Here is a 20,753-nt window from a genome sequence, read left to right as displayed (position 1 = left end):
CTTCCGTTCGCCCCTTGGTGACCGCAGTCGCGGCCTTGTGACGCCGCGCGTGTAGCAGCGAAGTCAGCACACATCCCGGTCACCGGGGCGAAGTGACACGTGTCACCGACCCTTGGCGCTGTTCGGCGTCTCCGTTCGCCCTTCCGGGAGTTCTGCTGTGTCCGCTCGTCATTCTTCACTGCTCCATGTTCGTGTCCTGGTCGAACGCCTGCTCGGCAGGAAACCTCAACCGTCGACGTCGGCTCCGAGCCCCGCTGACCAGACTGTCAGCCGGAATGTCCGCCTGCTGAGCTGGTTCAACTTCCTCGGCGACTTCCGCATGTACGGGCCGATCATGGTCATCTACTTCGCGCAGGTCACCGGCTCGTACGCCGCCGCCGCCAGCCTCCTGGCGGTGAAGATGCTGTCTTCGGCGGCGTTCGAAGTGCCTACCGGGGTGCTCTCCGACCGCCTCGGCCGACGCGGCACGATGATCGCCGGCGCCGTCGTCATGACGGCCGCCCACCTCGGGTACGCCGGCGCTTCCGGCTACGGCCTCCTCCTTGCGGCCGTGGTGCTGGAGGGGCTGGCGACCTCGCTGTGGAGCGGCAACAACGAGTCTCTGCTCTACGACACGTTGCTCGAAGCCGGCCGGGAGGAGGAGTTCCCCCGGCACTCGGGCCGGGTGAACTCGATGTTCCAGATCGCGCTCGCACTGGCGGCAGCCCTGGGCGGCGTGGTCGCCGGCACCTGGTCGCCGCGGGTGGTGGTCGTCTTGTCGGTCGTGCCGCAGGTGCTGTGCGTGCTCGTCGCCCTGCGGGTCCGGGAACCGCGGGTGCACGGCCCGCGGGAGTCGAGCGTGCCGGCGCATCTCGGATCGGCTCTGCGCGGCATCCGACGCAACCCGGTGCTCCGCCGGATGACGCTGGTGTCGGCGCTTCGTTACAGCAGCGAGAGCGCGGCCCAGTTGTCGCCCGTGTTCGTGACGGGGCTGTGGCCGCTCTGGGCGCTGGGCCTGTGGCGCACCTTCGGCCATGGCGTGGCCTTCATCGGCTTCCGCGTCAGTGGCTGGGTGATCGGCCAGGTGGGCGCGGCCCGCACTCTGCTGTTCGGTGAGCTGTTCGACAACGTGGCGAACTTCCTGGCGCTGGTCAAGCCGACGGTGTTTTCGCCCGTGCTGCTCGGGTCCCCGGCCTACGGCATGTCGACGATCGCCCAGCAGACGTTGCTGCAGCGCGAGTTCACCGACCGGGAACGCGCGACGATGGGTTCGCTCGCGTCGCTGCTCGGCAGCGTGCTCTACGCGCTCGTCGCCCTGGGAGCCGGCCTGGTGGCAGACCGCTGGGGCATCGTTCCGGCGTTGCTCGCGATCCAGGCGGTGGTGCTGATCGCACTCCCGCTCGCCTGGTGGGTGCACGCGCACGCTTCCTCGCTCCCCGCGGGCGCCGGGACAGCGACGGACTGAGCGCCCGCTCGCCCACGGCCCGGCCTGCGGTCGACGTGGTGGGCGCCGGAAGCTCACTTGTGTGGCCATAGGCCGGCGAGGCGGGCGATGCGGAGGCCGGCGTGCAGTTCCAGGCGGACCGACCCGTCCGTGATGTCGCAGTCGATGACCTCGCGGATGCGGTCGAGCCGGTAGTAGAGCGTGCTGCGGTGGATGCGCAGACGTCGTGCCGTGCCCTGGATCTCGCCGCCGCTGTCGAGGTAGCCCTCCAGGGTCGTCGCGAGTTCGACGCCGTGGGGCGCGTTCAGCAGGCGTCGCACTCCGGTGGGGAGCTGGCTCGGCGTCAGCCGGTCGAGCGGCAGTTGCAGGAACAGGCGGTCGATGCCGAGGTCCTCCCAGAAGACCCGCTTGCCGTAACGGTGCCGATCCAGCCGGGAGGCGCGGGAGGCGAGCTGGGCCTCGTGGTAGGAGTGCACCGCCTCCGTCAAGGACGGCTTCACGCCGCCCACGCCCGCCACGACCTCTTCCAGATCGGGACCGGCGAGTGCGCGTTCAAGCCTGTCGTGATTGACCGGACGCGGAAAGAGAACGATTCCCTCGGCCCCGAGAACGGCACCGACGATCTTCACGGTCGTCGATCTCGTGGTGAATTCAAGGGTCGCCTCGACGGCAAGTCGCGTCACCGACTTCGAGGACGATTCCGGAGCCTGGAGAACGAGAACCGAGTAATTCTCGACATCGTCGATGAGATCGTCCCGGACGAGGGTTTCGGCTGCCTTCGAGCGGGCCTCCGGCGATCCTCCGAGCAATGCCGCGAGAAGGTGCTTCGAATTCTCCTTGCCGTGCCTGCGCTCGGAGACCCGCAACGAGAGCAGCGCGCCCATTTCCGGCGCGGCGGATTCCAGGATTTCGAGGTCGTCGGCGCACGGCGTTTCCCGGTCCTCGACGTAGTAGACGTAGCCGAGCAGTTGCTGCTCGTGACGCAACGGCAGGACGACCAGCTCCCCGTCGTCCTGGGTCACCCGCACGCCGTGCTTGGCGTGGTGCAGCCGATGCTCCTTGACCAGCGACTTCGTCACCGGCGCCGTCGAGCCCGCGAGCAACCGCGCGAGCCGGGCGAGCCGGGCGTCGGTGTCGTGGACGCTGAACGCCGCGATCTTCAGTTCGTGGTCGAGCACCACCAGCGCCACGCCGAGGCGATCGGCCAGATCTTGGACGGCGTCATCAAGGCTCACCGGGGTTGCTCCTCTCCTGCGACACAACGTCGGATCGGCACCAACAAATAGCGACAGATCGTACGAAGCGCTTCAACAGGGTGTCTGTCTACGGTGGTGCGACAGCGCACAAGTTAGCAATGCGAGAGGTGAAAAGGCCAAGCCCGCCGTCGCCTGGCGGGCCTGATCCCGGCCGTTCACCCGATCACTGCGCATCCTGAGCAATGCCCGTGCATGACGGGAAGGAGCCCATTCTAGTGACCGAGCGCACCGTCGAAACCCATGGCTATTCCACTTTCTTCCTGGAAAGCGGCGACGAGGCCCACGAGACCGTAATTCTGCTGCACGGCGGCGGCCCCGGCGCCAACGCGGTGTCGAACTGGAGCGGCTTCATCCCCGCCCTGAGCGACGACTATCACGTGCTGGCTCCCGACCTCGTCGGCTACGGCCGCACCGACCATCCCGAGGACATGCCGGGCAGCCTGACCGGATGGATGCGCATGCGGGTCGAGCAGGTGCTCGCTCTGATGGACGTCCGCGGGATCGAGCGGGCGCACCTGGTCGGCAACTCGATGGGCGGCGCGCTCGCCATGCACCTGGTGATGACGGCGCCGGAGCGCTTCGCCCGCGTTTCCCTGATGGGCAGCGCGGGCGGGCACTCGCAGCCGACGCCCGAGGTCATGCGGATGGTGTCCTTCTACAAGGACCCGACGATCAGCGCGCTGGAGAACCTCACCAAGTGGTTCGTCCATGACGAGGACGCGCTGGGCACGTCGATCTCGGAGATCACCGAGACGCGCTACAAGGAGGTCATGCGGCCCGAGGTGCGGCGTTCCTTCGAGCGCTTCTTCTCCTCCTCGCCCGCCGAGATGGCCGTGCCGCCGTCGGCGCTGCGCCGGATGCCCCACCCGTTCCTCATCGTGCACGGCCGCGAGGACCGTTTCGTCACCCCCGACTCCAGCGTCTTCCTGCAGCAGCACCTGCCCAACGCGCAACTGCACATCTTCCCGCACTGCGGCCACTGGGTGCAGATCGAGCGCGCCGCCCAGTACGCGGCGCTGCTGCGCGGCTTCCTCACCGACGCGTTCTGACCTCGTACGACCAGGAGACAACAGGCATGGACATCAAGCAGCTCGGCTACCTCGGCCTGTCCGCGCGCGAGCCGGACGCCTTCACCACGTACGCCACGGACATCCTCGGCATGCAGCGCGTCGCGGGAGAGGACGGCGCCACCCACTTCCGCATCGACGACGTGCACCACCGCGTCACCGTCGAGGCGGGAGAGCAGGACGGCGGCGCGTACTACGGCTGGGAGATCGCCGACGCCGACGCGCTGAGCGCCGCGCTCGACGAGCTGAGCGACCACGGCGTCGTGGCCCACCAGGCGACGCAGCGCGAGCTGGAGATCCGCCGCGTGGCCGGCATGGCGCACTTCCTCGACCCCGCGGGCAACCGGGTCGAGCTGTTCCACGGGGCCTCGCCGGGCGAGGGGCAGTTCACCTCGGCGCGGGACATCGAACGGTTCGTCACGGGTGACCTCGGCCTCGGCCATGTCGTGCTCGCCAGCCCGGACGTGGCGGCCCAGCAGCGTTTCTACACCGACGTCCTCGGCTTCAAGATCAGCGACACGATGCGCGTGCCGTTCCAGGCCACGTTCCTGCACACGAACCCGCGTCACCACAGCATCGCCTTCGTGGACGGCCCGTTCTTCGGCATCCACCAGCCGTTCCTGCACCACTTCATGCTGGAGGTCCCCGACATGGACCAGGTCGGCCGGACCTACGACCTCGTGCTCGACCGCGACGTCCCGGTCACCATGACGCTCGGCCGGCACAGCAACGACCAGATGTTCTCCTTCTACGCGCAGTCCCCCGTCGGGGTGCACACCGAGTTCGGCAGCGGCGGCGTCCTCATCGACGACGCGACCTGGGAGGTCACCGAGATCCCCGGCCCCGACCTCTGGGGCCACCGGCACTGACGTCACCCTTCTAGGAGCCATTGACATGGAAACCCTCACCCCCGTCGTGGAGACGGACGTGCTGATCGTCGGGGCCGGCCCGGCGGGCGCGACGGCCGCGGCGCTGCTGTCGACGTACGGCATCGCCAACGTGGTGCTCAACAAGTACGCCGGCGTCTCGAACACACCTCGCGCGCACATCACCAACCAGCGCGGCGTCGAGGTGCTGCGCGACCTCGGGCTGGAAGGCGAGGTGACGAAGAACGCGACCCCGCAGCACCTGATGGGCGAGCACGTGTACGCCACCAGCCTCGCCGGGCAGGAGCTCGGCCGCCTGCGCACCTGGTACACCCATCCGCACTTCAAGGCCGAACACGACCTGGCCAGCCCGACCTCCGTGTGCGACCTGCCGCAGCACGTGCTGGAGCCGATCCTGGTCAACGCCGCCGCCTCGCGCGGGTCGTCCGTGCGTTTCAACACCGAGCTGCTGACGTTCACGCAGGACGACGACGGCGTGACCGCCCTGGTCAGGGACAGGCTGACCGGCCAAGAGTACGGCATCCGCAGCAAGTACCTGATCGGCGCGGACGGCGGCAACTCGACCGTCGCCGCGCAGGCGGGCCTGCCGCTGGTCGGCAGGATGGGGCTGGGCGGCTCGATCAACGTGGTGTTCGAGGCGGACCTGACCCGCTTCGTCGAACACCGCCCGGGTGACATGTACTGGTTCGTTCAGCCGGGCGTCGGTCACGACGGCAACGGCATCGGTGTGCTGCGCATGGTGCGCCCGTGGACCAAATGGGTCGGTGTGTGGGGATACGACGTCGACGCCGGGCGTCCCTCGCTCACCGAGGAGGACGGCGTCCGCATCGCGCACCAGCTGATCGGGGACGACCAGGTGCCGGTGAAGGTCGAGTCGATCTCCATCTGGGCGGTCAACGACGTCTACGCCACCGACAACATGGCGGGCCGGGTCATCTGCGTCGGCGACGCCGTGCACCGGCACTCGCCGATGAACGGCCTGGGGTCGAACACCTCCATCCAGGACAGCTACAACCTGTGCTGGAAGCTCGCGATGGTGTTGCGCGGCGAAGCCGGGCCGTCGCTGCTCGACAGTTACCGGGACGAGCGGCTGCCGGTCGCCAAGCAGATCGTCCAGCGCGCCAAGCGCAGCGACGGGCTGATGCCGCCGATCTTCATGGCGCTGCGCCTGCCGCCCGCCTCGGGCGCGCGGGAACTGCGGGACGCCCTCGACGCCCTGCTGCGGCCGACGGCCGAGGGCGCCCAGCGGCGGCAGGAGTTCGACGCCGCGCTGCGGGCCACGATCATGTGCTTCAACACGCACGGCGTCGAGACCAACCAGCACTACACGTCCGGCGCGATCGTCCCCGACGGCACGCCCGAGCAGCCCGCGCCGCGGGACGAGGAGATCTACCACTTCGCCTCCACCCGTCCGGGACGCCACCTGCCGCACGTGTGGCTGACCAAGGACCAGCAGCGCGTCTCCACCTTCGACCTGTGCGGCCGGGGCCGGTTCACCCTGCTCACCGGCCTCGACGGCGCGGCCTGGCGGGAGGCGGCCGGACGCGTCGCCGAACGCCTCGGCGTGCCCGTCCGCGTCCATTCGATCGGCCGCGGCTGCGACTTCGAGGACAGCTACGGCGACTACCGCGCCCTTTCCGAGGTCGCTGAGGACGGGGCTCTCCTGGTCCGTCCCGACCACATGGTCGCCTGGCGGTCCGCCACCGCGGCGGACGATCCGGAGGCGGCGCTGAGCGCCGCGCTCGGCCGGATCCTCGGCCTGACGACCAAGGAGTAGGGGGCCATGCGCATCGCGGTGGTCGGCGGCGGGCCCGGCGGGCTGTTCTTCGCCGCGCTGATCCGGCAGGCGGACCCGTCGTCCGCAGTAACCGTCTTCGAGCGCAACCGCGCCGACGACACCTTCGGCTTCGGGGTCGTCTTCTCCGACCGGACCCTGGAGGCGATCCACGAGGCCGACCCCGTGCTGCGCGCGGCCCTGACCGAGCACGGCAGGCACTGGGACGACATCGAGGTGCGGCTGAAGGGCGAGCGGATCAGGTGCGGCGGCAACGGCATGGCCGCGGTCGTCCGGCGCACGCTGCTCCTGCTGCTGCAGGAACGGGCCCGCTCGGTCGGGGCGGACCTGCGGTTCTCCTCCGAGGTGACGCTCGACGACCTGGCGGGCTACGACCTCGTGGTGGCCGCCGACGGGTCCTCCTCGCGGATCCGCGAGGCGCTCGGCCCCGGCCTCGGCTCGCAGGTGGAGACCGCCACGGCCAAGTTCATCTGGTTCGGCACCGACCACCTCTTCGACGGGCTCACCTTCATCCACGAACGCGGCCCCGACGGCGTCTTCGCGGTGCACGGGTATCCGATCTCCGACACCATGTCGACGTTCATCGTGGAGACCGACGAGGCGTCCTGGCGGCGTGCCGGTCTCGACGCGTTCGACGAGAGCCTGCCGCCCGGGGCGAGCGACCTGCGCTCCAAGGCGTACCTGGAGAGGTTGTTCGCCGAGCAGATCGAGGGCGGACGGCTGCTCACCAACAACTCCCGCTGGGCCGGCTTCCGCACGCGCCGCACCCGTCACTGGCACACCCTGACCCCGCGGCCCGTCGTGCTGCTCGGCGACGCCGCGCACACCGCGCACTTCTCCGTGGGCTCGGGCACCAAGATGGCCATGGAGGACGCCGTCGCGCTCTCGCGGGCGCTGGCCGGACACCCCGGCGACCTCGGTACGGCCCTCGCGAGCTACGAGCGGGCGGCCCAGCCGCCGGTCCGGCACATCCAGGACTCGGCGCGGCCCAGCCTCGCCTGGTGGGAGAGCTTCGGCAGCTACTACGACGCCCTTGAGCCGTGGCAGTTCGCCTACCACTTCATGTCCCGCAGCATCTCCGACGCGCGGCTGGCCAGACGCGCGCCGCAGTTCACCGGCTGGGCCCACCGCCGGTGGCGGGACCTGCACGGCGCCGCTCCCCTGGAGACGCGCTTCGACTCCGCGGGCTGGTCGGCGCCCGGCCGGCTGCTCGACGTCGTGGCCGCCGCGGACGGCGTCCCGGCCGCCGTCCGGGGGGAGAGCGAGCTGCCGCTTTCGGCGACTCCGCTGCCCGGCGCGTGGGGGGCTCTGCTGAGGGCCCCGGACACCGAGGCCGGCCTGCCTGGTCTGTGCGATTCCATCGCCGCCGGACCGGCGCTGGTCGCCGTGCACGGCGGCACGGCCTTGACCCGTACCCGGCTGTGCGAGGAGGCACGGATGCGCGCGGGACTCCCCGTACTGCTGGTCGAACGGGAACCTGACCGGGACCGGGCGCTGACCACGGTGCTGTCCGGCCGCGCGGACCTGGTCGGAGTCCTCACGTGAACGGCCTCGGAACCGGGCGGGGCGATCGCGCGAACGACCTCGGCCCGCTGTTCGCCCCGCGCGGCGTCGCGGTCGTCGGCGCCTCCCGCGACCCGGGCAAACTCGGCGCCGCCATGGCCCGTTCGCTGTCCGGTTTCGACGGGTTCCTGGCACTGGTGAACCCGCGCGACACCACCATGCACCCGTCCGTCGGCGCCGCGGCCGGCGCGGGGCCCGTCGACCTCGCGCTGCTCTGCGTCCCCGCCGCGGCCTGCGCCGACGTGCTCGGCGAGGCGGCCGCCGCGGGCGTGCGGGCCGCCGTCGTGTGCGGCGGCGGGTTCGCCGAGGCGGGCGGCGCCGGGATCGAGCATCAGCGTCGGCTCGCCGCCGTCGCCCGGGACTCGGGCCTTCGGCTCCTCGGTCCGAACACCAGCGGCTTCCTGGCCCCCCACGCGCGGCTGACCGCCAGCTTCGTCCCCGGCGCCCACCGGGTGGCGCCCGGCGCCGTCGCCGTCGTGGCCGCCAGCGGCGGCGTCAACCACGCCCTGGCGTTCGCGCTGACCGAGGCGGGGCACGGCGTCAGCCTCGCCGTCGGCCTCGGGAACGCGGCCGACGTCACGGCCCCCGACGTCCTCGACCACCTCGCCGGCGATCCCCGAACCACCGCCGTCGCCCTGCACGTGGAGTCGGTGGCGGACGGGCCCCGGCTGGTCGCGAGCGTGCGCCGGCTCACCGCGACCCGGCCGGTCGTCGCCCTGGTCGTCGGCCGCCACGATGTCGGAGCCTTCGCCGCGTCGCACACGGGGGCGCTCGCGACCTCCTGGCGCACCACGCGCGCCGCACTGGCCCAGGCGGGGGCGGTCCTCGTCGATGACGAACGCGAACTCGTCGACGCCGTCGGCGCGCTCGCAGTGACGCGGGCCCGGCCCTGCGCCGACCCGGGGGTCGGTGTCGTCACCGCCCAGGCGGGTCCGGGGCTGCTGCTCCTCGACGACCTGCGAGGACGCGGGATCCGGGTGCCCGAGCTCACTCCCGGCACCCGCCGGAGCCTGGCCGGGCTGCTGCCGCCGCTGACCTTCCAGCGCAACCCGGTCGACACCGGCCGCCCCGGGCCCGAGCTGGGAGCGGTGCTCGCCGCCACCGGCTCCGACCCCGGCGTCGACGTCATCGCCGGGTACGTCCTGCACGAGCCGGTCGCGGTTGACGTCATCGCCGCCGTCACGGAAGGCGGGACCGCGGGCGTCCCCGTCGTCCTCGGGCTGGCGGGAACGGGCGACGACGTCAACCGCGACCGCAGGGCCCTGCGCGAGTCGGGCGTCCCCGTGGCCCACGACGCCCGCGGCGTCGCCGCCGCCACCGCGGCCCTGCTGGCGGACGCCCGCGCGCGCACGCCCCGCCCGGCCGTCCAGGACCCGTGGAAGGCGCCGACCGGCCTGGCCACCCGGTACGACGAGCACGAGGGCAAGGAGCTGCTCGAACGGCTGGGCGTGGCGACCATGCCACGCCATGCCTGCGCGGACCGGGCGGCGGCCCACGCCGCGTTCGACTCCGTCGGGACGCCGGTCGCCGTGAAGCTGCTGGACGCCGAGATCCTGCACAAGACGGAGATCGGCGGCGTGCACCTGGGCGTGTCCACCCACGCCGGCCTGGACGCGGCGCTCGACGCGCTGGACGCGGCCGGCGCGCGCCGCTACCTGGTCGAGGCCATGGCGCCGGCCGGGATCGACCTGGTGGTCGGCGCGCGACGCGACGTCGTCTTCGGCCCCCTGGTGCTCGTGGGGCTGGGCGGCACGGTGGCCGAAGCCCTGGCCGACGTCACCGTCAGGCTCGCCCCGCTGTCCCCCGGCGAGGCCGCCCGCATGCCGTCCGAGCTGGCCGGGCGGGCCCTGCTCGCCGGGTGGCGCGGCGGCCCCGTCCTCGACCCCGACGACCTCGGCACGATCGTCTCCAGGCTCGGCGGCCTGCTGGCCGCCAATCCGCTCCTGGACGAGATCGAGGTCAATCCGCTGCGGCTCACGCCACAAGGTCTGATCGCGCTTGACGCCGTCATCCTCACCAGGAAGGCCGACGATGCCCACACCGATCACTGAGCACACCGTGCCCTGGCCGGACGCCGACGTCGCCCGTTTCACCGAGCGGGGCTACTGGGCCGGGGCCGCGATCGGCACCCTGCTGCGAGAGGTCGCCGACCGCGATCCGGACGCCACGGCGCTGGTCGACGGGACGGGCCTCCGCCTCACGTACGGCGAGCTGGCCGACCGCGCCGACGCCGCCGCCGGGCGCCTGCGTGACCTCGGCCTCGCCCCGGGCGAGCGGATCATCATGCAGCTGGGCAACTCGTGGGAGTTCGTCGTCCTCCTCCTGGCGTGCCTGCGCGCGGGCGTCGTGCCCGTGATGGCGCTGCCCGCCCATCGCCGGGCCGAGCTCACCCATCTGGCCGTGCACGCCGAGGCCGTGGCGATCGCCGTCCCCGACCGGAGCAGGGACTTCGACCACCAACGACTGGCCCACGACCTGGCGGCCGACGTACGCGCCGCCACCGGGGCCGGATGGCGGGTGCTGGTCGCCGGGGACGACGTCGAACCCGGAAGCGTCGACCTGCGCGCCCTGTGCGGCCCGCCCGCCGGCCGGGCCGGCTTCGACGCGCCCCCTCCCTCCTCCCGGGACGTGGCCGTCTTCCTGCTGTCCGGGGGCACGACGGGCCTGCCCAAGCTCATCGCCCGCACCCACGACGACTACGCCTACAACGCCCGGGCCAGCGCCGAGGTCGCCGGGATCACGTCGGAGTCGGTCTACCTGGTCAGCCTGCCCGCCGGGCACAACTTCCCGCTCGCCTGCCCGGGGATCCTGGGCGTCCTGCTCGCCGGTGGGCGGGTGGTCATGCTGCCCTCGCCCGAGCCGGTACGGGCCTTCGCCACGATCGCGGCGGAAGGCGTCACGCACACCGCGGTGGTGCCCGCGGTGGCCGGTCGCTGGCTGGAACGGGCCGCCGAGCACGGCGCCGGGCAGCTCGCCACCCTGCGGGTCGTCCAGGTGGGCGGCGCCCGCCTGGCGGACGAGCTGGCGTACAAGGTGGAGCCGGTGCTCGGGGCGACGCTGCAGCAGGTGTTCGGCATGGCGGAGGGCCTGCTGAACTTCACCCGCCTGGACGACCCCTCGGAGACGGTGTGCACCACGCAGGGCCGTCCTCTGTGCCCGGACGACGAGATCAGAATCGTGGACGAGCAGGACCGGGACGTACCGGACGGCCAGGCCGGACTCCTGCTCACGCGCGGGCCGTACACCCCTCGCGGCTACTACCGGGCCGCGGAGCACAACGCCCGCTCCTTCACCGGCGACGGCTGGTTCCGCACGGGTGACATCTGCCTGCGTACCCCCGAGGGCAACCTCGTGGTGGCCGGCCGCGACAAGGACATGATCAACCGGGGTGGGGAGAAGATCTCCGCCGAGGAGGTCGAGAACCTCGTGTACCAGCTCCCCTCGGTCAGCCAGGTCGCCGCCGTGGCCATGCCGGACGCCCTGCTCGGGGAACGCGTGTGCGTGTACGTCGTGCCCCGGGACGGCGCGACGGTCACGCTGGAGGAGATCCGCGCGCGGATGGAGAGCGCGGAGGTCGCCCGTTTCAAGCTTCCCGAACGGCTCGTCGTCGTCGGGGAACTCGCCTGGACCAAGGTCGGCAAGATCGACAAGAAGGCCCTCCGGACCGACATCGCCGTCCGCCTCAAGGCGGAGCTCTCCGGTGACGTCCCTGAGCGGAACTGAAGTCCGGGCAGCGCGGCACGGGCCCTCGCGAGCTCGCCTACCGGTTCACCTCCGAGGCGGGAAGGCGGTGGATGATCACCATGCTGGCGGCCAGGAGCACGATCGCGGCGATGAAGCCGCTTGCCGCGTTCCCGGTCAGGTCCTTCATCCAGGCGAGCGCGTAGGTGGCGACGAACCCGCCCAGGTTGCCGATCGACGAGATGAGCGCCATGCCCGCCGCGGCGGCGGCGCCTTGCAGGAAGACGCCGGGCAGGCACCAGAAGACGGGGTAACTGGCGACGATCCCGATGTTGGCCAGGGTGATCGCCAGCGTGACGAGCACGACCGAGGAGTCCGTCACGACGGTCATCGCCAGTCCCGCGACGGCCAGGGCGAACGGCACGATGATGTGCCATCGGCGCTCTTGCGCCCGGTCCGACAGGAAGCCGTTCACCAGCAGGGCCACGATGCCGCACGCACTGGGGACGGCGGTCAGCCAGCCGATGGCGCCGGTTCCCTCCGCTCCTGCCTCCTGCAGGATGGTCGGCAGCCAGAAGCTGATCGTGTAGGTGGCGGTCAGGAAACTGAAGGCGACCAGTCCCAGCCGCCATACGCGACCCGACCTGAACGCGGCGCCGAGGTCGTGCCCCTGAGCGGGAAGCGCGTCCCGGTCGGCCTTGAGCACCGTTTCGAGAAGGTCCTTCTCGGCGTCGGAGAGCCAGCCGGCGGTCCGTACACCGGAGGAGAGCGCGAGCGGCATCAGCAGCCCGAGCAGGACGGCGGGCACGGCTTCGAGCAGGAACAGCCACTGCCACCCCGCCCAGCCTCCGGCCCCGTCGAAGGAGGACATGATCCATCCCGACAGCGGCCCGCCCAGCAGCGAGGCGGCGGGCAGGCCGATCAGGAAGAGCCCGATGACGCGAGCGCGCCGCTGCGAGGGATACCACTGCGTGAGATAGAGCAGCACGCCGGGGACGAATCCCGCCTCCGCCACGCCCAGCAGGAACCTGAGGAGGTAGAACTGCCAGACGTCGGTCACGAAAGCCGTGAGACCGGACAGGATCCCCCAGGTGATCATGATTCTGGCCAGCCACCAGCGGGCGCCGACCTTCTGAAGCAGGACGTTGCTCGGCACCTCGAAGACGATGTAGGCCACGAAGAACAGGCCGCCGCCGAGCCCGTAGACGAGATCGTCGAATCCGAGCGCGTCGAGCATCTTCAGTTTGGCGAACCCGAGATTGATGCGATCGAGGTAGGCGAACAGATAGCCGAGCAGGATCAGCGGCACGATCCGTACCGAGATCTTGCGGAAGAGCGCGGCGGTCGCCGCCGGCGAGGTGGAGACGGAGGCAGGGGGCATATGGGCCTCTCAGGGAACAGCGGACGAAAGTCGGCTCAGGTGATCAGCAGACGGGGATCGAGGTTGCCGCCGCACACCAGCACGCCGACGCGCTCACCGGGGCGCGGCCGATAGGCGCCGCCGAGCAGGGCGGCCAGCGCGGTGGCGCCGCCGGCCTCCGCCGGGAGCCGCAAGGCCCGCCACAGCGCGGCCTGGGCGCGGACGATGTCGTCGTCGTCCACGAGGACGACGCGGGAGACGGCTTGCGCGCAGATCCGGTGCACGAGGTCTCCGACGTTGCGCGGCCCCAGGGAGTCGGCGGCGACGGAGTCGACGGTCACGTCCACGGGGCCTCTGGCTTCGAGCGCCGCGTGCAGGGCCCGGGAGCCGCGCGGCTCGACCCCCACGACGTCGACCCGGCTGCCGTGCCACCACGAGGCGAGCCCCGAGATCAGGCCGCCGCCGCCCACGGCGACCAGGACGGTGTCGAGTTCCGGTGCCTGCTCGTCCCATTCCGCGGCGATGGTGCCCTGGCCGGCGACCGTCGAGGGCACGCCGTAGGGGTGCACTTCGTACGCCCCGGAGTCGCGTACGTGATCCGCGCAGGCTCGCTGCGCCTCGTCGTAGTCGCCGCCGGTCACGATCACGTGGTCGGTCAGCTCGTTGAGGGCGGCCAGCTTCACGGGACTGACCGTGGCCGGGACGAAGATCGTCGCGTGCAGGCCGAGGCTGCGGGCCGCGTACGCGACGGCGATGCCATGGTTCCCGCCCGAGGCCGCCGCGACCCCGGCCTTCCCGGCGTCCGCGGAGGCGGACAACAGGTTGTTGAAGGCGCCGCGCGGCTTGAAGGAGCCGGTGTGCTGCAGCGACTCCAGTTTCAAGGTCACGCCGGACGTGAGGCCGAGGTCGTCCCCGCGGATCTGGATGACCGGCGTCCGGCGGCAGTGGCCGGAGATCCGCGTCCGCGCCGCCCCGATGTCCGCGGCGGTCACCGAAAGGCTCACCTGACGACCTGCTGCTGATGGCCGAGACCTTCGATGTCCAGGCGCATGACGTCGCCGGGGCGCAGGTAGCGCCCGTGCGCCATCCCGACCCCGGCGGGTGTGCCGGTCGTCACCACGTCACCCGGCTCCAGCGTCATGAACCGAGAGATGTAGGAGACGAGGAAGACCGGCGGGAAGATCATCTCCGCGGTGCTGCTCTGCTGCACGACCTCGCCGTTGAGGGTCAGCGACATCGCGAGCGCGGACACGTCGCCGATCTCGTCCGGGGTGACCAGCCAGGGCCCGAGCGGGCCGAACGTCGGCGCGCTCTTGCCCTTCAGCCACTGGCCCGTGCCGCCCAGCTGCCAGTGGCGCTCGGAGACGTCGTTGCAGATGCAGTAGCCGGCGACGGCCCGCGCCGCCTCGGCCTCGTCGGCGCGGTGGATGCGCTCGCCGATGACGACGGCCAGTTCGAGCTCCCAGTCGACCTGAGTGGCGCCCTCCGGGACGACCACGTCGTCGTACGGGCCGGCGATGGCGCCGGCGGCCTTGCTGAACAGGACGGGCTCGTCGGGGACGGCCATGCCCGTCTCCTGGGCGTGGTCGCGGTAGTTCAGCCCCACGGCGATGAAGTTTCGGGTGCCCGCGACGGGTGGCGCGAGCCGGACCTCGCCGGAGACCGGCGGCAGCGACTCCACGTCGAGGGCGGCCAGGCGTTCGACTGCCGCCCGCCCCAGCGACTCGCCCGCCAGGTCGGGGACGTGGGCGGACAGATCTCTGAGCCGGCCCGCGCCGTCGACGAGACCGGGCCTGGCCGCCTCGCCCGCGGCCGGGCGGTAGCGGAGGAGCTTCATCGGGCGATCCCTCCTGATCCGGCGAGGTATTCGGCTCCCACCGTGCGGCAGTCCATCTCGTACTCGAGGTCGAGCACGGGAGGGCGGTGCGGATGCCAGGTCAGGCCGTCCGTGCAGCGCAGAGGGCCCATCACCTCGTCCCGCAGCACGGACTGGACGTCATGGACCGTGTAGATCTGCACGACCCGCGGCGGGTGGCCGGACACGCCCAGCCCCTCCATCCGGCTCTTCATGGCGCTCGTCACGAACCGCACCTTGGCCAGCAGGCCGCCGGCGGACACGTCCCGGTAGGCGACCATGTGATCCCGGTAGTCGCCGAGGCCCTCGGGGGACTCCGCGCTGCCCGACACCACGTACTGCACGATGTCGGTGTCCGCCGGGACAGTGAAGGCGAACGCGTGCGCGCTCGGCTCCGGCACCGGGTCGGCGGCCGGGCAGACATTGCTGCGAGCCACCGGGTTGGCGCCGTCCGGTCCGATCACTCCCCAGGCGTCCAGCAGGGCGATGTACTCGGCGTTGAACGTGGTGAACGACGACTCCGTGAACGGCCGGGGCGAGCGCAACTCCCACGAGCACAGGGCGGTCAGCGGCCGCCCCGCCACGCCGATGATCTTCTCCGCGGCGCCGAAGGCGGCGCGGAGCGGCACGGGCACCGGGAAGCGGACCCGGACGATCCCGTGCCCGGGGTCCGCCACGACGCCCGCCGAGTACTGCCCGACGCCCGGCAGGTACCGGTAGCCCGATCCCACACCGGCTGCATCCATCATTTTCGGTCCTCTCCTTTTCGACAGAGGAAGCGTCCCATTCGCGAAGAAAGATGGCCATTAGCCGATTTCGCCGACAGCGTGCTAATTTTGCGCATGCTCCGAGCCGGCGAGGAGGCGACATGCTGGAAACCGCGGCGATGCGCTACTTCCGGGAGGTGGCGCACACCGGCTCCATCGCCCGGGCCGCCGACAGCCTGTTCATCGCGCCCAGCGCCATCAGCCGGCAGTTGCGCCTGCTGGAGGAGCACCTCGGCGCCGAGCTGTTCAGCCGCGGGCCCAAGGGCATGGCGCTCACCTCCGCGGGGGAACTGCTGCTCGGGTTCGCCGACGAGCAACTGACGACGACCGAGCGGCTGCACGCCGAGCTGGGCTCGGGCCGTCACAGGACCGCCGGCCAGGTCACCGTCGCGACGGTCGAGGCGCCGCTCAGCAGCTTCGTCCCGCAGGCGCTGACCGAGGTCGCGGCCACACATCCGGACATCGCGGTCAACGTCCTCGCGGCCGGGTCCAATGACGTGGCGGCCCACGTCGCCGAGAACCGGGCCGATCTCGGCCTGGTCTTCGGCCCCGTTCCCCGCTCCGACGTGACGGAACTGGTGACCCGGCCCCTGCCGCTGTTCGTCATGGTCGCACCCGGTCATCCGCTGTCGGCCCGGCCGCGATGCGACCTGGGCGATCTGCTCGGCGTACGGCTCGCGCTCCCGGACCGGTCCTTCGGCATCCGTCAGGAGGTCGAGCGGGCCGCCGCCGAACACCGCGTCCGCCTGAGCATCGCTTACGAGACCAACTCGCTGGCCCTGCTACGGGAGCTCGCCGTCCGGACCGGAGTGGCGATCTTCATGCCGGTCGACGGCGCCCGCCCCGAACTGGACGCGGGCCTGCTCACCGCGATCGCCCTCGACGACCGGCGGCTGACGAGCACCCGGATCACCTTGATAAGCAGGCTGGCGGCGACCGGCTCCCCCGCGCTGACCGTGGTGCGCGACGCACTGGCGGCCGCCCTGCGCCAGGCGGACGCGACCAGCCTGCGGCCCACGCCCGGCCCCGGCACCCGCGAGTCCGGCGTCTCCTCCGGCCGCCTTTGCTGAGCCGCGCCCTCTCGGCCCCCTGCCGCGGAGATTCCCGGTCCGATGGGAGAGACGCATTCGGAGGGGTAGAGGCAGCCGGACGTCACTTCATGGAACAGGACGTGAGGGAGTCGAGATGAAGGCTGCAAAAGGCGATCAGCTGATCGTGGAGGGCACGCGCGACGGCGAGCACCGCCGCGTGGGGTTCATCGTGGAGGTGGCGCACGCGGACGGCTCGCCGCCCTACCTGGTTCGGTGGCTGGACGACGACCACGAGTCCCTCGTCTTTCCGGGGCCGGATGCGCGAGTCGTCCACGCCGTCCGATGAGCGAACACCGCCCGCGCCGCCGAGCCGCCTGACTCGAACGGTGCGGCGGGTGAGGCGTTCGCGCAGGCACGCGGCGCCGCGGCGGACAGGCCGTCGGCCGGGCTCACGACCCCTGGAGAACGTCCGCGAGCCCGGTGTGGGCGGCGCAGAACGCCAGGGCGTCGGCGTGCAGGTCGTGCCAGCGGGAGGCGGCGCGCGCGCCGTGGCCCACGCCCTCCTCGCAGCGCAGCAGGATCGGCTGCTCGGAGGCGGTGGCGTGCTGCAGGGCGGCGGCGAACTTGCGGGTGTGCATGGCGTCCACCCGGGGGTCGGTGCGCGGGGTGGTCAGCAGCACCGCCGGATAGCGGATGCCGGGTCGCACCTGGTGGTAGGGAGAGTAGCCGAGCAGCACCGGCAGGTGGTCGGGGTGGTCCGGGTCGCCCAGTTCGGTCATCCACAAACGGCCCAGCCCGAAGCTCGGGTAGCGGACGAGGTCGGTGACGGAGTCGGAGCAGACGGCGGCGGCGAACAGCTCCGGGGCGCGGGTGAGCGCGGCGGCCACGAGCAGGCCGCTGTGCGAGGCGCCCTTGATCGCGAGCTGACCGGCGGTGGTCCAGCCGTCGTCGATCAGATGACGGGCGGCGGCGATGAAGTCCGCCACGGCGTTGGGCTTGTTGACGCCGCGCCCGGCGGCGTGCCAGGCCGTGCCGTACTCGCCGCCGCCACGTACCGCGGCGATGGCGTAGATGCCGCCGGCGGCCACCCAGGCCAGCGTGGTGGGCGAGTACGTGGGCCGGAAGGAGGCGCCGAAGCCGCCATAGGCGGTCAGGACGGCCGGGCGCGGGCCTCGCGGTCCTGGGCGGGCGAGCACGTACAGGTGCCCGGCGCTCTGGCCGCAGGGGTAGGTGAGCCGGGCGACCGTGGGCGCGTTCGCCGGGCGTGGCGCCCTCTGCCTCCCGCCGGGCCGTCGCCATGGGCGGCACCCTTGGTCGCGCGGGTCGTAGCGGTACACGGCCGGTGCGGTGACGAAGTCGTTGTAGGTGAAGTGGGCCTCGGCGCCGCCGGGCGGGCCGGTCAGGCCCGTGATGGTGCCCGGTCCGCGGCCGGGTGCCGGGACGGCGCACAGGAAGGCGCCCTCGCCGTCGTGCAGGCGCAGTTCGGCGCCGTCGGGGCTGATGAGGCTGACCAACAGGTACGGCTGCCGGCGGGGACCGACGAGCGGGACGCAGCCGGACAGCACCGCGGGAGCGCTGGAGGTGACCAGCGTCCGCCACCGGGAGGCGTGCGGGTCGCCGGGCTCGACGGCACAGACACGACCATAAGGGGCTTCTGCGTCGGTGACGGCGTACAGGCGGCCGGCGGGGCCGGATTTGAGCATCGCGGTGGTGTGGTCCCGGACGCCGTCGTGGATCAGGCGCGCGTCCAGGAGGTGCTCCCGGCCTGGAACGATCGGGGCCAGCCACAGGCGGTTGCCGCTCTGGGCTCCAGGGGCGGCGCTGATGGACAGACCGTGGCCGTGGGGGCTGATGGCGATGGACAGATGCGGCCAGGCGGTGGAGAAGACGACGGCGTCGTCGTCCGCGGTGTGCAGGCGGTGCAGCCGTACCTGGCGGCGGGGCGGGAACGGGCCGGTGGAGAGGGTCAGGTAGTAGAAGCCGGAGTCGTCGGGCAGCCAGGCGATCGGCGTGATCCGGCCGGGTTGCAGCGGCCCGGCCACGACGCGCCGGCGAGGCACGTCGAGGACCTGGAGGACCGGCCGCTCGTCGCCGCCGCGCGAGGTCTGGTAGGCCAGCAGATCGCCGGTCCACGACGGCCGCCAGGCGTCCAGGGTGGTCAGCGCCGACGGGTCCAGCCTCAGCGGATCGAGCAGCGGGGCCGGTGCGCGGCCGGCGAGGGCGGTCATGAGGACCGGCAGCTCCTGCCCGGCGGCGCGGTGCAGGTAGAAGCTTCGCGGCCCGCGGATCACCGGTGGGCCGGCCGCCGGGCCGCCGTCCGCCGCGAACTCCTCCAGCAGTCGCCGCAGCCGCGGCCGGTGGCGCCAGGCGGGGGCGTGCGCGGCCAGCAGCGCGGCCTGGCCGTCGAGCCAGGTGGCGCAGTCGGCGCTGTCGGCGTTCTCCAGCCATCGGTAGGGGTCGGTGACCAGATGCCCGTGCAGCAGGTCCGCCGTCGGGACGCGGCGAGCGGGCGGGTAGGGCGGCGGCACGGGCTCCCCTCCCCTCCCGCTCGCCGACGGGCCCGCCGAGGCGTCGGCGGGCCCGTCGGTGCCGGTCAGCTCAGCTCGCCGGTCGTGGCTTCGGAGCGCCAGTCCTCCAGCGAGGCCATCTCGTCGGAGAGAAGCCCAATAGGGAGGCCGGGCAGTTCGTTCATGACGTGATCCTTTCGGGTGCACCTTCTGGTACGCCTGCTCATGCCCGCCGCCGTATTGCTGAAAGTAGCCACTCGGTCACATTCAGCTAACGGAGAGATCAGGTGCGGATGCCGACGGGATGAGTCCCCGTCCGTGAGCGAGCAGCTCCGACGGCGGAGCTCGCCGGCGCTCAGGAGTTCCCGGGCGTGAGCCGCCACACGAGGGCGCGGCGCGAGCCGTCGGGGGCCTCGGCCCACCCGGTGATCTCGCCCTGCGCGTTGACGGCGTTGGCCATCGTGGCGGTGCCGGTCGCCGGGTCGGGCAGCAGGGCCGGAGCCGCGCCGGGGCCGGTCCAGACGGCCGCGTGGGCGGCGGTGCCGGCCCCCGTGCAGGTGTGCGTGCCGGCGATCACGTCGTCGTCGTTGACGGCCTTGGGCGCGGCCAGGCCGCCGGCGTCGGGCAGGCGCCGCATGCCCTCCTCGGCGCTCCAGATGTAGCCGCCCGCGAGCACGCCGTCCGCGCCGAGCGCCGACTGGCCGACGATGTGACCGTCGCCGTTGATCCCCTCGGCCTGGCTCCACCGGCCGCCGAGCGTGCCGAGCTCGGTGATGACGCCGTCCTCCCAGAGGAAGGCCCGGTGGGTCCGCTGGCCGGCCGGGCCGGGCGGTTCGAGGCGGCCCTGGGTGCCGGCGATCTGCCCGGCCGGGTTGACGGCCGCCGCCTGGCTGCCGGGGACGGCGGCGAGGTCGGTCCGGACGCCGTCCTGGATGCGGAACGCCTGGTAGCGGGCCGTGCCGTTGGGCAGCCAGTACCGATATTCGCCCACGACGACGCCCGCGCTGACGTCGTGGACGAGGGTGGGGACGCTGCCGAAGATGCCGAGGTCGGTCATCGTCCCGGCGCGCCAGTGGAAGGCGTGCCCCTTCTCCGTCGCCGTGTAGCTGCTGCCGACGACGTTGCCGTCCTCGTCGAGGGCGCCGGCGGAGGCGTGGCCGCCGCCGAGACTGCCCAGGTCGACCACCTGCGCGCCGTCCCAGACGGTCGCCCGCTGTTCGCCGGTCGCGCTCACGCTGGAGCCGGCGATCTGTCCCAGGTCGTTGATGTCGAGTGCGTACCCGGTGACGCCCAGGTCGGTGACCTCCCACTGGTCGGTGGTCGCCGGGCAGCCGTCCGCCGCGGCCGGGCCCGCGCCCGCCGCCTGTCCGGCCATGAGGAGGATGCTCGCCAGGATGGTCAGGCTCGTGCGTGTGGTTCTCATGGTCACCCCACTGTCCGAAGAGCCGGCAAAAACGATCACCAAGATATGGGCGCGATCGCCGGCCGCCAAGGCATGAAGGGGAACGTCACCATCCGTCCGCGGGCGATCCCGGAAGGCGTCGGCTCGCGGGCGGCGGGC

16 protein-coding genes are annotated in these 20,753 nt (G+C 72.1%); 9 read left to right on the top strand and 7 right to left on the bottom strand.

The window, feature by feature from the left end; all coding sequences use genetic code 11:
• Positions 1–112: 112 nt before the first annotated feature.
• Positions 113–1,444, top strand: a complete 1,332-nt coding sequence (locus ACWCSU_RS35630) for an MFS transporter (RefSeq protein ID WP_449940971.1) — start codon at positions 113–115, stop codon at positions 1,442–1,444.
• 53 nt (positions 1,445–1,497) lie between these two features.
• On the opposite strand, the gene ACWCSU_RS35625 is transcribed toward ACWCSU_RS35630, so the two are convergent.
• On the bottom strand, positions 1,498–2,613 hold the full coding sequence (locus tag ACWCSU_RS35625; RefSeq protein WP_449940968.1) for a PucR family transcriptional regulator: 1,116 nt from the start codon (positions 2,611–2,613) through the stop codon (positions 1,498–1,500).
• A gap of 281 nt (positions 2,614–2,894) precedes the next feature.
• On the opposite strand from ACWCSU_RS35625, the gene ACWCSU_RS35620 reads away from it, so the two are divergent.
• The 6 genes from ACWCSU_RS35620 to ACWCSU_RS35595 are packed head-to-tail and all read left to right on the top strand — an operon-like array spanning position 2,895 to position 11,714.
• Positions 2,895–3,728: an alpha/beta fold hydrolase gene (locus tag ACWCSU_RS35620; RefSeq protein WP_397355925.1), complete on the top strand. Its 834-nt coding sequence runs from the start codon at positions 2,895–2,897 to the stop codon at positions 3,726–3,728.
• Positions 3,729–3,754: 26 nt separating this feature from the next.
• Positions 3,755–4,615: a VOC family protein gene (locus ACWCSU_RS35615; RefSeq protein WP_357701576.1), complete on the top strand. Its 861-nt coding sequence runs from the start codon at positions 3,755–3,757 to the stop codon at positions 4,613–4,615.
• 25 nt (positions 4,616–4,640) lie between these two features.
• Positions 4,641–6,410, top strand: coding sequence for an FAD-dependent oxidoreductase (locus ACWCSU_RS35610; RefSeq protein WP_449940963.1), 1,770 nt, complete (start codon positions 4,641–4,643; stop codon positions 6,408–6,410).
• Positions 6,411–6,416: 6 nt separating this feature from the next.
• A complete protein-coding gene (locus ACWCSU_RS35605; protein ID WP_449940960.1) occupies positions 6,417–7,973 on the top strand; it encodes an FAD-dependent monooxygenase in 1,557 nt (518 codons plus the stop codon).
• Positions 7,970–10,042, top strand: coding sequence for an acetate--CoA ligase family protein (locus ACWCSU_RS35600; protein ID WP_449940958.1), 2,073 nt, complete (start codon positions 7,970–7,972; stop codon positions 10,040–10,042). Before ACWCSU_RS35605 ends, ACWCSU_RS35600 begins: the two co-directional genes overlap by 4 nt.
• On the top strand, positions 10,023–11,714 hold the full coding sequence (locus ACWCSU_RS35595) for a (2,3-dihydroxybenzoyl)adenylate synthase (protein ID WP_449940955.1): 1,692 nt from the start codon (positions 10,023–10,025) through the stop codon (positions 11,712–11,714). The genes ACWCSU_RS35600 and ACWCSU_RS35595 overlap by 20 nt, the downstream gene beginning before the upstream one ends.
• 37 nt (positions 11,715–11,751) lie before the next feature.
• Here the strand turns inward: ACWCSU_RS35595 and ACWCSU_RS35590 are convergent, their stop codons facing one another.
• From ACWCSU_RS35590 to cnbZ, 4 genes are read right to left on the bottom strand one after another with little or no spacing between them, the layout of a single operon-like run.
• Positions 11,752–13,053, bottom strand: a complete 1,302-nt coding sequence (locus ACWCSU_RS35590) for an MFS transporter (protein ID WP_449940953.1) — start codon at positions 13,051–13,053, stop codon at positions 11,752–11,754.
• 35 nt (positions 13,054–13,088) lie between these two features.
• The gene (locus ACWCSU_RS35585) at positions 13,089–14,036 is read right to left on the bottom strand and encodes a serine/threonine dehydratase (protein WP_449940950.1); all 948 of its coding nucleotides are present in this window, start codon (positions 14,034–14,036) and stop codon (positions 13,089–13,091) included.
• A complete protein-coding gene (locus tag ACWCSU_RS35580; protein ID WP_449940947.1) occupies positions 14,033–14,869 on the bottom strand; it encodes a fumarylacetoacetate hydrolase family protein in 837 nt (278 codons plus the stop codon). The genes ACWCSU_RS35585 and ACWCSU_RS35580 overlap by 4 nt, the downstream gene beginning before the upstream one ends.
• Positions 14,866–15,636 (bottom strand): 2-amino-5-chloromuconate deaminase CnbZ, encoded by a 771-nt coding sequence (gene cnbZ / locus ACWCSU_RS35575; protein ID WP_449940945.1) that lies wholly within the window; start codon positions 15,634–15,636, stop codon positions 14,866–14,868. Before cnbZ ends, ACWCSU_RS35580 begins: the two co-directional genes overlap by 4 nt.
• Before the next feature lie 119 nt (positions 15,637–15,755).
• On the opposite strand from cnbZ, the gene ACWCSU_RS35570 reads away from it, so the two are divergent.
• A complete protein-coding gene (locus ACWCSU_RS35570; protein ID WP_449940943.1) occupies positions 15,756–16,724 on the top strand; it encodes a LysR family transcriptional regulator in 969 nt (322 codons plus the stop codon).
• Positions 16,725–16,839: 115 nt separating this feature from the next.
• Positions 16,840–17,031, top strand: coding sequence for a DUF1918 domain-containing protein (locus ACWCSU_RS35565; RefSeq protein ID WP_357701566.1), 192 nt, complete (start codon positions 16,840–16,842; stop codon positions 17,029–17,031).
• Positions 17,032–17,134: 103 nt separating this feature from the next.
• On the opposite strand, the gene ACWCSU_RS35560 is transcribed toward ACWCSU_RS35565, so the two are convergent.
• Positions 17,135–19,213, bottom strand: a complete 2,079-nt coding sequence (locus tag ACWCSU_RS35560) for a prolyl oligopeptidase family serine peptidase (protein ID WP_449940940.1) — start codon at positions 19,211–19,213, stop codon at positions 17,135–17,137.
• A 334-nt stretch (positions 19,214–19,547) separates the two neighbouring features.
• Entirely contained in the window at positions 19,548–20,615 is a 1,068-nt protein-coding gene (locus tag ACWCSU_RS35555) for a hypothetical protein (protein WP_449940937.1), read from the bottom strand.
• Between the last annotated feature and the right edge of the window lie 138 nt (positions 20,616–20,753).

Source organism: Nonomuraea sp. NPDC001699, assembly GCF_053596455.1.
The sequence above is the reverse complement of the archived record's forward strand: the minus strand, read 5'-3'. Positions and strand labels throughout refer to the sequence as shown.

Excerpts from the sequence above, each read along its gene's own strand:
- ACWCSU_RS35555 (WP_449940937.1), bottom strand. The coding sequence starts at position 20,615 with ATGAGAACCACACGCACGAGCCTGACCATCCTGGCGAGCATCCTCCTC.
- ACWCSU_RS35605 (WP_449940960.1), top strand. The coding sequence starts at position 6,417 with ATGCGCATCGCGGTGGTCGGCGGCGGGCCCGGCGGGCTGTTCTTCGCC.
- ACWCSU_RS35610 (WP_449940963.1), top strand. The coding sequence starts at position 4,641 with ATGGAAACCCTCACCCCCGTCGTGGAGACGGACGTGCTGATCGTCGGG.
- ACWCSU_RS35615 (WP_357701576.1), top strand. The coding sequence starts at position 3,755 with ATGGACATCAAGCAGCTCGGCTACCTCGGCCTGTCCGCGCGCGAGCCG.
- ACWCSU_RS35590 (WP_449940953.1), bottom strand. The coding sequence starts at position 13,053 with ATGCCCCCTGCCTCCGTCTCCACCTCGCCGGCGGCGACCGCCGCGCTC.
- ACWCSU_RS35565 (WP_357701566.1), top strand. The coding sequence starts at position 16,840 with ATGAAGGCTGCAAAAGGCGATCAGCTGATCGTGGAGGGCACGCGCGAC.
- ACWCSU_RS35580 (WP_449940947.1), bottom strand. The coding sequence starts at position 14,869 with ATGAAGCTCCTCCGCTACCGCCCGGCCGCGGGCGAGGCGGCCAGGCCC.
- ACWCSU_RS35595 (WP_449940955.1), top strand. The coding sequence starts at position 10,023 with ATGCCCACACCGATCACTGAGCACACCGTGCCCTGGCCGGACGCCGAC.
- ACWCSU_RS35570 (WP_449940943.1), top strand. The coding sequence starts at position 15,756 with ATGCTGGAAACCGCGGCGATGCGCTACTTCCGGGAGGTGGCGCACACC.
- cnbZ (WP_449940945.1), bottom strand. The coding sequence starts at position 15,636 with ATGATGGATGCAGCCGGTGTGGGATCGGGCTACCGGTACCTGCCGGGC.